The 12,622-nt window shown below is 67.0% G+C and carries 12 protein-coding genes and 1 tRNA gene; 4 read left to right on the top strand and 9 right to left on the bottom strand.

Translation table 11 applies throughout. The annotated features are described in order from the left end of the window. Positions 1 to 154: 154 nt before the first annotated feature. Together SNAS_RS01785 and moaA are read right to left on the bottom strand one after the other, a co-directional pair. A complete protein-coding gene (locus SNAS_RS01785) occupies positions 155 to 394 on the bottom strand; it encodes a MoaD/ThiS family protein (protein ID WP_013015645.1) in 240 nt (79 codons plus the stop codon). Positions 395 to 641: 247 nt separating this feature from the next. After that, the gene (moaA, locus tag SNAS_RS01780; protein WP_013015644.1) at positions 642 to 1,667 is read right to left on the bottom strand and encodes a GTP 3',8-cyclase MoaA; all 1,026 of its coding nucleotides are present in this window, start codon (positions 1,665 to 1,667) and stop codon (positions 642 to 644) included. Positions 1,668 to 1,761: 94 nt separating this feature from the next. On the opposite strand from moaA, the gene cysS reads away from it, so the two are divergent. Next, complete coding sequence (gene cysS, locus SNAS_RS01775; protein ID WP_013015643.1) at positions 1,762 to 3,204, top strand: cysteine--tRNA ligase; 1,443 nt, start codon at positions 1,762 to 1,764, stop codon at positions 3,202 to 3,204. After that, entirely contained in the window at positions 3,194 to 4,213 is a 1,020-nt protein-coding gene (gene rlmB / locus SNAS_RS01770) for a 23S rRNA (guanosine(2251)-2'-O)-methyltransferase RlmB (protein WP_013015642.1), read from the top strand. The genes cysS and rlmB overlap by 11 nt, the downstream gene beginning before the upstream one ends. A gap of 328 nt (positions 4,214 to 4,541) precedes the next feature. On the opposite strand, the gene SNAS_RS35575 is transcribed toward rlmB, so the two are convergent. Then, a complete protein-coding gene (locus SNAS_RS35575; RefSeq protein ID WP_169313839.1) occupies positions 4,542 to 4,781 on the bottom strand; it encodes a hypothetical protein in 240 nt (79 codons plus the stop codon). On the opposite strand from SNAS_RS35575, the gene SNAS_RS32225 reads away from it, so the two are divergent. Further along, positions 4,774 to 7,350, top strand: a complete 2,577-nt coding sequence (locus tag SNAS_RS32225) for an Hsp70 family protein (RefSeq protein WP_013015641.1) — start codon at positions 4,774 to 4,776, stop codon at positions 7,348 to 7,350. The genes SNAS_RS35575 and SNAS_RS32225 overlap by 8 nt on opposite strands. Positions 7,351 to 7,416: 66 nt before the next feature. Continuing rightward, positions 7,417 to 7,492 (top strand) — tRNA-Thr (locus SNAS_RS01760). A 131-nt stretch (positions 7,493 to 7,623) separates the two neighbouring features. On the opposite strand, the gene SNAS_RS01755 is transcribed toward SNAS_RS01760, so the two are convergent. The 6 genes from SNAS_RS01755 to SNAS_RS01730 all read right to left on the bottom strand — a co-directional run bounded on the left by SNAS_RS01755 (position 7,624) and on the right by SNAS_RS01730 (position 12,596). Beyond that, positions 7,624 to 9,027 (bottom strand): tyrosine-type recombinase/integrase, encoded by a 1,404-nt coding sequence (locus SNAS_RS01755; protein ID WP_013015640.1) that lies wholly within the window; start codon positions 9,025 to 9,027, stop codon positions 7,624 to 7,626. Further along, positions 9,024 to 9,227, bottom strand: coding sequence for a helix-turn-helix transcriptional regulator (locus tag SNAS_RS01750; RefSeq protein WP_013015639.1), 204 nt, complete (start codon positions 9,225 to 9,227; stop codon positions 9,024 to 9,026). Before SNAS_RS01750 ends, SNAS_RS01755 begins: the two co-directional genes overlap by 4 nt. Positions 9,228 to 9,244: 17 nt before the next feature. Continuing rightward, positions 9,245 to 11,236, bottom strand: a complete 1,992-nt coding sequence (locus SNAS_RS01745) for a DUF3987 domain-containing protein (RefSeq protein ID WP_244409150.1) — start codon at positions 11,234 to 11,236, stop codon at positions 9,245 to 9,247. A gap of 107 nt (positions 11,237 to 11,343) precedes the next feature. Further along, the gene (locus SNAS_RS01740; RefSeq protein WP_013015637.1) at positions 11,344 to 11,718 is read right to left on the bottom strand and encodes a hypothetical protein; all 375 of its coding nucleotides are present in this window, start codon (positions 11,716 to 11,718) and stop codon (positions 11,344 to 11,346) included. A 109-nt stretch (positions 11,719 to 11,827) separates the two neighbouring features. After that, complete coding sequence (locus tag SNAS_RS01735) at positions 11,828 to 12,268, bottom strand: hypothetical protein (RefSeq protein WP_013015636.1); 441 nt, start codon at positions 12,266 to 12,268, stop codon at positions 11,828 to 11,830. A gap of 49 nt (positions 12,269 to 12,317) precedes the next feature. After that, positions 12,318 to 12,596 (bottom strand): hypothetical protein, encoded by a 279-nt coding sequence (locus SNAS_RS01730; RefSeq protein ID WP_013015635.1) that lies wholly within the window; start codon positions 12,594 to 12,596, stop codon positions 12,318 to 12,320. Positions 12,597 to 12,622 lie beyond the last annotated feature (26 nt).

The raw sequence follows: 12,622 nt of genomic DNA, 5'->3' as shown, positions 1-12,622 counted from the left end.
TCAGCGCATGTCGGCGTAATGGCTGTCCCGATGCGGCACATTTGAATGTTGGGCCCACGCCGAGATCTTGTCAAAACAGTTCTCACGTGTGAAGACAGGGGGTCAGGACAAATCTCACATGTGACTTCCGGGTTCACTCGTCGTGGATACAGGTTTATCCACCGGCGAACGGCGGCAGCACATCCACAGTGGCACCGTCGGTGAGTGTGGACAGATCCTCGTGGTTGGACACGCCGTCGACGAGCAGTCCACACGCGGGCAGCACCCGGGCCAACTCGGCACCGTACTCCTTGACGAGGACGGCCTTGAGCTCGGCGACCGTCGTCGCACTCACCCGAGCCTCGGCAACCCCCGCGGCGGCCCGGGCACCGGCGAAGAACCGCACCGTCACCATCGACGGCCCCCAGCCAGGGACAGCGACGGGCTTGGCTTGCGGGGCGCCCCCGCGCTCAGCCGCCGAGCCGCGGCACTGGCGCGGGACGGCGAGGGGCTTGGCTTTCGGCGAGCTGTCGCGTTCGGGCGCCGAGCCGCAGCACCTGCGCGGGAGAGCGGGGAGCTTGGCTTGCGAGGGGCCGCGTTCGGCCGTCGCGTCGCGATGCCGGGCGACAGCGAGGCGGGCGCGTGCGGGGTGGCGGGCACGGTCAGCCTCCGATCGCGGACATGGGGCGCGGCGGTTGCAGGAAGGTCTCGTCGTCGATCGCGTGGCCGGGCAGCTTGGCCCACATGGTCTTGCGCCAGGCCTCGGCGATGTCCTCGTCGGAGGCGTCGCCGCGCAGCATGGCGCGCAGGTCGGTTTCGGTGGTGCTGAACAGGCAGGCGCGGACCTGGCCGTCGGCGGTGAGACGGGTGCGGTCGCAGTCGCCGCAGAACGGGCGGGTGACCGAGCCGATGACGCCGACCTTGGCCGGGCCGCCGTCGATCAGCCAGGTCTCGGCGGGGGCGGCGCCGCGCGGCACCGGGTCGGGGGTCAGGTTGAAGGTGGTGCGCAGTTGGGTCAAGATCTCTTCGGCGGTGACCATGTTCTCGCGGCTCCAGCCGTGCTGGGCGTCCAGCGGCATCTGCTCGATGAAGCGCAGTTCGTAGCCGTGTTCGAGGGCGAATCGCAGCAGTGGCACCGCCTCGTCCTCGTTGACGCCGCGCATCAGTACCGAGTTGACCTTGACCGGGACCAGGCCCGCGGCCTTGGCGGCGGCGATACCCTCCACTGTGTCGTTCAGGCGGTCGCGGTGGGCCAGGGTCTTGAACCGGGCCGGATCCAGGGTGTCGAGCGAGATGTTGACCCGGTCGAGCCCGGCCTCGCGCAGGGCCGGGGCCATCCGCTTCAGGCCGATGGCGTTGGTGGTCAGACTGACCCGGGGCCGGGGTTCCAGCGCGGTGGTGCGGGCGACGATGTCGGCCAGGGCCGGGCGCAGCAGCGGCTCGCCGCCGGTGAACCTCACCTGGGTGACGCCCAGCCGGGTGACGGCGAGGCCCACCAGCCGCACGATCTCATCGTCGGTGAGGATCTCCTGGCGGGGCAGCCAGGCCAGCCCCTCGGCGGGCATGCAGTAGGTGCACCGCAGGTTGCAGCGGTCGGTCAATGACACGCGCAGGTCAACCGCGGTACGTCCGTAACGGTCGACCAGGCGCCCTGATCCGTCAGAGTGCCGCGTCGACGTGGTGTTCATGCTTCGACCGTAGCCCCCGGGTGTGACATGGAGCAACGTACGCGCGGTGTGATGCCTGACCGAGTCGGCGGCACGCCTGACGTACCATCGACCAGTGAGTTTGCGACTTTATGACACCGGTACCCGGAAGGTGCGCGACTTCGTGCCGCGCGTTCCCGGCAAGGTGAGCATATACCTGTGTGGACTCACCCTCCAGGGTCCGCCGCATATCGGGCATCTCCGCAACGGCGTCAACTACGACATCATGTGCTCCTGGTTCCAGCACCGGGGACTGGACGTCACCTACGTCCGCAACGTCACCGACATCGAGGACAAGGTGCTGGCCAAGTCGCGCGAACAGGACCGTCCCTGGTGGGCGATCTCGTTCGAGAACGAGCGACGGCTCGCCGCCGACTACGAGGCGCTGGGCGTGCGTCCGCCGACCTACGAACCGCGCGCCACCGGGCACGTCCCGGAGATGATGGACCTGATCGCCGAGCTGATCAACAAGGGGCACGCCTACGCGCCCGGCAACGGCGACGTCTACTTCTCGGTCGAGTCGTACCCGGAGTACGGGGCGCTGTCGCACCGCAAACCGGAGGACATGCTGTGCCCCGACGACGGCGACGAGTCGGTCAAACGCGACCCGCGTGACTTCGCGCTGTGGAAGGCCGCCAAACCCGGCGAACCCGCCGACTCGTCCTGGAACACCCCCTATGGACGGGGACGGCCCGGCTGGCACCTGGAGTGCTCGGCCATGTCGCGCCGCTACCTGGGCGACGCCTTCGACATCCACGGCGGCGGCACCGACCTGATGTTCCCGCACCACGAGAACGAGCTGGCCCAGTCGCGCGCCGCGGGGCTGGACTTCACCAACTTCTGGGTGCACAACAACATGGTCAACCTGTCGGGCACCAAGATGAGCAAGTCGCTCGGCAACGTGCTCAGCGTGGAAGCCTTGGGGGAACGGGGTTTCCGCCCGGTCGAGATCCGCTATTACCTGGCGGCGCCGCACTACCGTTCCGTCATCGACTACTCCGACGCGATCCTCACCGAGTCGGCCACCAGCTACCGACGGCTGGAGAACTTCGTTTCCCGTGCCGCCGAACGGTTCGGGCACGACGCGACCGAGGGCGGCGCCCTGTGCGCCGACTTCACCGCCGCGTTGGACGACGACTTCGGCACCCCGGCGGCCTTCGCCGCCATCCACGAGGTGACCCGGGAGGGCAACGCCGCCCTGGACTCCTCCGACGACGCGGCCGCCCGGGGCGCCGCCGCGTCGGTGCGGGCGATGCTGGGCGTCCTCAACCTGGACCCGCTGTCGCGGCAGTGGACCGAAACCGGCGGCGACGACCTGACCCCTGTGGTGGACTCGCTGGTGAACCTGGTGCTGGAACAGCGGCAGCAGGCGCGCAAGAACAAGGACTACGCGACCGCCGACGCCATCCGGGACCAGCTGTCCCGGGCCGGTCTGGTCATCGAAGACGGACCACAGGGTTCGCGCTGGAGCCTCGCGCGAGCCGACCACGCGACGGGAGCCGAAGCACATGCCGGGTAATTCACAGCCGAGGAACAAGCGGGTGTCGTCCAAGAAGGGCGCCACCAAGGGCAGCGGCGGTCAGGGCAAGAAGTCGCTGGCGGGCCGGGGCAAGACGCTGTCGGCCGCGGACCGTCCCTGGCACAAGGCCTACACGGGCACCGACGTGCCCAAGAAGACCAAGTGGAAGCAGGAGAAGGAACGCCGGGCGGCGGCGGCCGAGGGCCGGGCCCCCAAGGCGGGCCGTCCCAAGCGTCCGTCGACCCAGTCGAAGCGACGCGACTCCGACGGTGTCGACGTGCTCGTCGGCCGCAACCCGGTCGTGGAGGCGCTGCGGGCGCACGTGCCCGGCACCGCACTGTACGTCGTCAACGGCACCGAGCTCGACGACCGGATCCGCGAGTCGATCCGGCTGGCGGGCAACCGGGGTATCTCCATACTGGAGGTCAGCAAGTCCGAACTGGACCGGCTGTGCCAGGGCGCGCTGCACCAGGGCCTGGGCCTGCAGGTGCCGCCCTTCCACTACGAGGAGTACGCCGACGTGCTGGCGGCGGCGGGCGAACACCCGCAACCGCCGCTGCTGGTCGCGCTGGACGGCGTGACCGACCCGCGCAACCTCGGCGCCACCATCCGCTCCGCGGCGGCGTTCGGCGCTCACGGCGTCGTCGTTCCGCAGCGCCGGGCCGCCGGTATGACGGCGACGGCGTGGCGGGCCTCGGCGGGAGCGGCGGCGCGGCTGCCGATCGCCAAGGCCACCAACCTGACCCGCGCCATCCAGCAGGCCCAGCAGGCGGGGCTGTTGGTGGCGGGCCTGGACGCGGACGGCGAGATCGACCTGTTCGACCTGCCCGCCGCGGTCGACCCGCTGATGCTGGTCGTGGGTTCCGAGGGCCGGGGGCTGTCGCGGCTGGTCGGCGAATCCTGTGACCTGCGGGTGCGCATCCCGATCGCCTCGGCGGTCGAGTCACTCAACGCGGCCGTCGCGGCGTCGGTGGCGCTGGCCGAGGTGACCCGTCGGCGGTTGGCCTGACCGCTTGGCTCGGTTATCCACAGAGATCGTCGCGGTTAAGCGTGGCCTCAGCCGAACTCGTCTACCGTCAAAAGTGGGGAGGAGGTTGGAGGCCCCGGACCATGCGGGGTGGGTGAATCGGGACAGTTGGCTTCAAGCCGCAACTGTCCGGGCATTCCGGACGGTGCAAAAGGTGTCATACCCGACCCTTCAAAAGCCAGCCACGTGGGCGGTACCAGCGTGCGTAGGATCGGTTTCTAAACTTTTTCGCCCAGAGACCTCGAAAGAGCCGCTGCCGACTTATGACTTACCCAGGACAACCCGGAGCCGCTCCCCAGTCCCCCGGCCCTTATCCGCCCGGCCAGCCGCAGCAGTATCCCGCGCCGACGTCGCCCGGTGCCCCGGTCCCGGGTTCGTCGCCGCAACACACCACGCCGCAGCCGGTCGCTCCGGGGCCGTCGCCGCAGTACACGCCGCCCGCTCCTGGGTCACCGCAGCACACGCCGCCCCCTACCGGGGCGCCGCAGTACACCTCGCCGCAGCCGGTCAGCCCCGCGCCGCCGATGTTGCCCCAGCAGCCCGTGCCCACCAGCCCCGTCTCGCCCGCCGGGGCGCCCGCTACGGGGGCGACGCCGCCGGCCGACGGCTATGTGCTGGGCGTCGACCTGGGCACCTCGCACACCGTGGCCGTGATCCGGTGGCCGGACGGGCGGGCCCGGCCGCTGCTGGTCGACGGCGCGCCGGTCATGCCCTCGGCGGTGTACCTGGACGAGGCGGGTCATATTCACGTCGGACGCGACGCGCAACGGCTCGCCCAGACCGACCCGACCCAGTTCGAGCCCAACCCCAAGCACCGCATCGGTGAGACCTCGGTGCTGCTGGGCGACCGCGAAGTGCCCGTGACCGCGCTGTTGTCGGCGATCCTGCGGGAGGTGGCGGCCAAGGCCGTCGAGGCGGTCGGCCACCTGCCGCCCGCCGTGCTGACCTGCCCCGCCAAGTGGGGTCCGCAGTTCCGTGGGGTGCTGGAGAACGCCGCCGCCCAGGCCGGGTTCCCGCCGGTGCGGCTGGTGCCCGAACCGGTCGCCGCCGCGCACTACTTCGCCGAGGTGATGCGCCGCCCCATCCCGATGGGCAGGAGCGTCGCCGTCTTCGACTTCGGCGGCGGCACCCTCGACATCGCCGTGGTCCGGCACCAGGAGGACGGCGGCTACGCCGTGCAGGCCGACGGCGGCCTGGAGGACCTGGGCGGCCTGGACGTGGACGCGGCGCTGGTGGACTACGTGGGCCGCACGATCAACGCCACCGTCCCGCAGATCTGGCAGCAGCTGACCCAGCCGCAGAACGGCAACGACCGCCGCAACCGGAGACTGTTCTGGGACGACGTGCGCGGCGCCAAGGAGATGCTGTCGCGCACCACCGTCGCCCCGATCCCGGTGCCGGGCGTGGAGTCGTCGCTGCACCTGACCCGCGAGGAACTGGAGAAGCTCGCCGGTCCGCTGCTGGAGCGGGCGGTGGCCGAGACGCAGCGGGTCATCGCCGCCACCGGCCAGTCCCCCGACCAGCTGGCCGGGTTGTTCCTGGTCGGCGGTGCCAGCCGGATCCCGTTGGTGGGTCGGCTGCTGCACTCGCAGCTGGGCATCGCCCCGACGGTGCTGGAGCAGCCGGAGCTGCCGGTCGCCGAGGGCAGTCTCGCGGCCGGGTTCCCCGCCGCCGCACCGGTTTCCCCGGCCACGACCGTTCCCGGCGAGCCGTACACGCCGCCGCCGGGACAGTCGCCGCCGGAAGGTTTCCTGGCACCGACGCCGCCCGCGAAACCGTGGTACCGCAAGAAGACCGGCTGGATCGCGGCCGGGGTCGGCGTCGTGGTGCTGGCGGTTCTGGGCTGGCTGGTGCTGCGGGATCCGTACCCGCAGCAGGACATGCACGACCTGACCGACGTCGGCACGGCGAAGTACCCGAAGGGGGTCGGCCCCGACGCCGTGACCTTCGTCAGCGGCACCGTGGACGGCCCGGCGGCGTACATGGCCGCGGAGGCCAGCGAGGACTACAAGCTGCACCTCACCTCGGTGGACCTGGAGACCGGCAAGGAGAAATGGACCTCCGGGCTCGAGGCGGCCGACGACACCTCGGGCACCTGGACCGTCTCCGCCAGGAACGGCGTCGTCTACGCCGCCAGCAAGGGATACGAGGAGTCCAAGCTCTACGTCCTCAATCCCGATTCGGGCAAGGAGACCACGATCGACGTCGGTGTCGAGGACGAGTTCATGGTGCTCGGCGACAAGCTGATCCGCATGGACAAGGACAAGGACACCGTCATCGGCTACAACGGTTCCGGCAAGGAACAGTGGACGGTCAAGGCGGGTCTGGACATCTCCAGCTTCGGTGACGACGACACCTGGAGCTACTACGAGAACCCGATCGGCGGCGATGCCATCGACGACAGCCACCTGATGTACGTCCGCGACGACGAGGGCAAGGTCAACGTGATCGACGTCGACGAGGGCAAGTCCGTCACGGACGGCAAGGTCGGCGACACCGACAGCGCGTTCATCGCCTACGCCGGGAAACTGCTCGTCACCACGGGTGCCAGCAGCTACAACCTGACCGCGTACGACCTGGAGGACAACCTCAAACAGCTCGGCAGCTGGAAGCAGCCCAAGGGTTTGGGCGCTCCGGTGGCGATCTCGGTCTGCGGCGAGACCCGGGTGTGCGTCGGCCAGAGCCAGGACAACACCGACACGCCGGGCAGTCTGTCGGTCTTCGACCTGGACGACTCCGACGGCGTCTCACTGTGGCAGAGCCCCAAGGAGACCAGGGTTTCCGGCGTCCAGGTCGCGGGCGAGACCCTGGCACTGGACACGGTGGACAGCGAGGAGGTCACCAGGACCCAGCTGTACGACTCGGATTTCGAGAAGATCGGCAAGGCTCAGGAAGGCCATTACCTCCGCATCGACAGCGGTAGCTTCCTCCAGTACCCCTGGGGCGGCGACGACACGATGACCTCCGGCGAGGCGACCGAGATCGTCGGTCTCGGCGCGCGCGACGGCGAGCGCCAGAGTCTGGGTTCCAAGGAGGTCCAGTCGGGCTGTGCCGCCAGTGGTGAGCAGCTGGTCTGTCCCACCGCCGACGGCTATTCGACGTGGAGGTTCCGCAACTGATGCCGTAGACTGTTGCGGCGTCGAGGCCGGACGATCCTCTTTACACAAGAGACTGACGGCCTCACTGCTGGAGTGGCGCAATTGGCAGCGCACCTGTCTTGTAAACAGGTGGTTGAGGGTTCGAGTCCCTTCTCCAGCTCCAATCTCAGGCCCAGGTCAGGCCACGAAAATAGCCTCTGAAGTGCGATAACACTTCAGAGGCTTGTCCATATTGAATCGAACATATGTACGGCTGATGCCGATTGTGTACGGCGGTATCCGGGAGTGCGCCCCCTATTCGCCCCCACGGTCGACTTGCGCGGTCGCGTTGGCGTGGAGAACCCGCTCCAGGTCGACGCCTTCCTGCCCGTCGATGCACTTGGCGTACACCTTCAGCAGGACATCGACGGAGTGCCCGGCCCATTTGGCGACTCGGGGCGCTTGGACGCCGGCGGCCAGCCAGGTGGACACGCAAGCGTGCCGAAGGTCGTACGGCCGTGCGGCCAGCGGCGAGTCCTGCTCGGCTTCAGTGAATGCCGTCTTGCGCGCCGCCTTGAATACCCGCAGGTACCCATGAGCTGCGGATCCGTTTTCGGGTCCAACGAACACTCGCCCATCACGGCCGACCCCGAACTCGTCAAGGTGCTTCTTGAGCAGCTTGACAAGGTCCGGGTGAATGGGCACCGGCCGGTTGGAACCGACAGCACGGTGCTTGAGCTGTCGACGCTGCCGAGCCTTCCCCGTGTCGGTCCATGCTGTCCCCACACTGGGATCGGCGTTGGTCAACCGGAACAACCCGAAGCCCTCCTCTGGCAGATTCGCGATGTTGCTTCGGCGAAGGTCGATGACTTCTTCCGGTCGAAGCGCGGCGAAGTACATGCATCCGAAGAACGCCTTCAGTCGCTTGCCGAGTTCCCCTTGCTCGGCGACGGCACCGAGGAGCCGAGTCGCCTGGTCGAGGTTCACCACAACCTCCGGGTCGACGGCACTCTCCACCACGGCTTTACGCCAAGTGACCAGCGATAGCGGATTCGCGTCGAGGACTCCGATCTCAATGGCGAACTTCAAGCAGTTGTTGAGGACGCGGCGCTTGTTGTTGAATGAGTTCGCCGCGGCCGGCTTGCCTTTCGTTGTCTGACTGAGCCGAGCCAGCACGCCCCGTACAAGCAACCCTCCCTTCTTTTCGTCACCGAGGTCGGCGACGTCGATGGTGTTGTTCTCCAGCCACTTGAGAGCTGGAACGTGACCTTCTGGTGGTTCTCCGCCGTCACGGATTCGGGCGCTGAAGCTCCAGCGCCGCAGAGCCAGGCGCAGCTTGGCCTGCTCCGGCTGTTCAGCGTGATCGGTCTTGAACAGGGCCTCGGTGCAGTCGGTCAGAGTATCGGCGATGTACTCGCGATGACTCGGCGAAACGTGTGACCACTTGTCCTGGACGTACTTGCAGGTGAGCTCGTACCAGCTCATCGTGTTCTCGTTCTTGAGCCACGAGATCGGACGACCGGTGTCAATGTCGAACAGCTCACCCTTGCGATGGGCTGCCACGAGCTTCGAGCGGAAACTGTCCGCGGCAGCCCAGGTTGTGAAGGTTTCGGGTGGCTGTCGCTTTCCTGCGACGAACCATACGACCCGGTAGCTGTTGCCTCGCTTGAGTTTTCGAGTCTCGATGGCCCAGATGCGCACGTCGTTCGAGGTCGTCATGCGGCGACCTCGGAGTTGTCGACGAGGGATTCAAGCCACTCGTTGACTTCGCTGCGCTTGAGCCGCAGTTGCCCATTCGGCAGCTTGCGGCAGGGTGGAGCGGTGCCCTTGGCACGCCAGTCCTGGAAGGTGCTGCGGGCGATGTCGAACTCGTCGAGGAACTCGGGAACGGTCAGCCATTCCTTTGTCGTTGTGGTCATCTTGTTCTCCTCGCTGTCTACTGGTGCTGTGCTTGATTGGCGGCGGGCACCGGGATGTGTTGTGACGTAACGGTTTGAGTCGTTCCTCCCTGATTGGCGAACTCGGGATGGACGAGGAAGACCGGGGACGGTGGCCTACCGGGACCGTGGCGGGCAGCCGGGGGAAGCGCCTTGATGTAGCCGTGGGATTCCAGCAAGCCCAGTGCGGGATCGAGCTGGCCGGCACGAGGGATGCGGGATCGCACGCCCCGAAACAAGTCGCGTTTGTTGAATCGGGAGGTGTTCTGGGTGGTGATCCAGTCCAGGACATGCCCGGCGTCACGGGTGACTTCGTCGGTGCCGACGTCATCGAAGGTGGATAGTGCGTGGTCGATGAAGTAAAAGGCGATGAGGCTGGCTTCGTTGACGGTGTCGGCATCGATGGGTTTGTTCCAGCCGGTCGTGAAGTGCTTGGCCAGGTGGAGCAGGCAGGCGATGCGGGCGGTGTTGCCGACGAGTTTTCCGCCCCAGTCGGCGATGTGCCGCAGGGCCCCGTTTTCTTTCAGCTTGTCCTCGATGTCGGTGTGCACGATTTGTATGGCTCGGTCGGCGGCCGGGGACATGGCGATGGTGTGTGTGGCGTCGATGTCCAGCAATGAGCGAACAAGGGTCGTGATGTTCTTGTTGTAGGCATCGCGGGTGGAAGCCGGGATGGGTGCCGGACGGATCTTGCGGTAGCCGCGGTTGTCGGCGGGGATGCTGAACAGCAAGCGCCCCAACAGGCCGGAGGTTCGTACCTTCCGGACGCGCATGAAGTCGACCAGGATGTCGGGCTGTAGCGCCACCACCAGAGTCAATGCTGGGTTTTCGACGTTTTCCTCGCGGTCGCGGCGGGTGATGTCGAGTGTGTCGCCGACATGGGCTTTGAGAAAAAGCTCCAGGTTGGGTTTTCCCGAGTAGTGCCCGGTGATGTTGTCGAAGATGGTGCCTTCGGCGGTCAGCACCGCGATACGCCCGCCCTGGTTGTGCAGGTGGGTGGTGGCGGTTTCGGGAGTGGCGTTGTCGACCAGCAGGCGGGGTTTGGCCGGGACGATGAGCTCCTCGGCCGCCGTCGCGGCTTCCGTCGCGGCATTCTTGGCGTCGTCGTATTCGGCCGCCGCCTCATCGCTACCCTGAGCGTCAGCAGTGACGGCCAGGTTGGCAGCCGCATCGGCCTTGGTCTCGGCGATGCGTTCAGCGGCTTGCTTTTCAATCTTGGCTTCCCTGATGCGGGGCGCAGCCTCTTCGATCAGTTGGCGCTGAATGGCTTCAATGGGTGAGGCCATGGTCTTGACCACGAACGACTTGCGTGACGCTGGCGGCATCGCCACCACGAAGTACCCATTGGACGACTCAGTCCAGCCGGGCGTGACTTCCACATCGATCTTGCGCGCTGCGGCCGTCGACAGACACCCCAACCCGGTGATCGCGGCCAAATCAGGCGGGGTCTGTGAGAACTCCGCGACGGCTGCCACCATCTCTGATAGCCAGTCGGGCAGAGCGTCGACCGGGAACTCCGGCAGTTGCCGCTTGTGCCCTGTCAACGGGATGGGTGTCGGCCAGGCCGGTTGCGGCGCAGCATCCAGGATGGTCTTGCCGTGGTCGAGAACGGCGTCGATGTCGGCGCCGGTGTCAGCTGCCTGATCCAGGCGCGCGGCGAACTGCTTGAACTCCCGGCGTTTGGCGTCTGCGGCGATGATGCGTGCGTAGTAGGCGGCGTTGGCGGCCGAGGGAACCGACATTCGAAGGTCGGACAGGTAAGCACCGCCGCCGACCTTGTTCAGTTCCTTCGACTCCATGAGACGTTGCAGCACGGCGGTGGAGTCCGTGGGCTCCCCTGTGTTGTGCAGATCCGTGATGACTTGCCAGATGATCTGGTGCTTCGGTGTGTAGAAGTCGGCGGCCGAGATGATGCCGCCGACTTCGGTGACGACGTCGCGGTTGAGCATGGCCGCGCCGCACACGATCTGCTCGGCCTCGTGGTTGTGCATCGTGGTCACTGCCTTCATCCTTCGCGTCGTGGCTGCCTTGCTGGGCAGGTGAGTTCCAGGTTCTCGGGGCTTATCGCATCCCCGTCGCACTCAGCCGGTGACAGTCGTCACGCGCCGGTGGTTATGTCGAGGCCGAATAGCGGTTCCATGCCTGCCGTGGCGTTGCGGAATCGGGTGCGGGCGGCGTTGGACGCATGCTGTTCGGCGTCGTATGCCAGATGGCAGCGTTGGCACATCGCGGCGAGATTGTCGTCGTCGCAGTGTTCGGGGGTGCGGTCAAGATGGGCCACCGTCAACACGACCTTCGACCCAGTGACGGGGTGTCGGTGGTGCTGGCGGGCCGGGCAGCGGCCGGTGTGCCCAGTACCGCAGATGCCGTCGCATTCACAGCGGCCGGCGGCGCGGCCGTGGCGGATGCGTGCCGAGATCTGCTTCCAGTCTTTCGGGTAGCGGTGCCGGTCTTCAGATCGAATGGGTGCCATGATGAGACTCAGTGCTCCTCGCTGTTGTGAATCTCGCTGTTGTGAGATGGGGGCACAGTCCCGGCCGTCGTGCTTGGCGGCTGGCGGCCGGGACGCGCAAATGGTCTAGCTAGCCGGTTCGTTTCCACAGCCAGTCGGTGATGCGGCCGCATTCATCCAGGAGTTCGTCGACCTGCTCGACGGCTTCGTCGAACCCGACAGTCTCGGTCGTGAGGGCCGCCATGGTGTCGGCGATGTCGATGCCGGTGGAGCTGGTGGCCCAGCTGGCGATGATGTCGCCGAGGTCGGCTTCGGCGCCGTTGAAGTATTGGCCGACGTGGATGCGGCCGTCGCGGATGGCGTCGAGGGTGCGGCGCAGGTGCCGGGCTCCGACGGAATGGGGGCTGGCGGCGGTGAGCATCCGCGCCACCTCGGTGTCCGAATGGCCCTGGTCGTTGAGCCGGTGGCGGGCGTTGGCCAGGCCGTGGACCACGGTGACGGTGACGTGGTGCTTGGCGCGGTTCAGCAGTCCTCGCAGGTACTCAATGTCTTGCTGGTGGGTGTGAGACATGACGTGGCGTGTCCTTTGCTGGTGGTTGTTGTGGGTAGTGGGTCGCAGCTCAGGCGGAGTTGTTGCCCAGCAGGGCGCGAAGCTGCGCCAGCCAGGTGTCGAATTCGTTGGTGTTGCGCCATTCCCAACTGCCGCCGAACACCCGCTGCTTAGCCTCGGGGATCGTGTAGTCCTCGGCAGTCAGGAACTCCTCGTCGTCGAGAACCAGCGCGACAGCGAGCTTCTCGCCGGTCGACCACGCACCGTTGGGGTGGCCGTCGTTGTATTTCAGGGCCCAGCAGCACTTGCCGAGAATGTCGCTGCCGAACCGGCTCAGGGCGTTGTTCACGAGTGGATCTCCTTGTCGGTTGTGAT

The organism is Stackebrandtia nassauensis DSM 44728 (genome assembly GCF_000024545.1).
Taxonomy (GTDB): Bacteria; Actinomycetota; Actinomycetes; order Mycobacteriales; family Micromonosporaceae; genus Stackebrandtia; species Stackebrandtia nassauensis.
The sequence above is the reverse complement of the archived record's forward strand: the minus strand, read 5'-3'. Positions and strand labels throughout refer to the sequence as shown.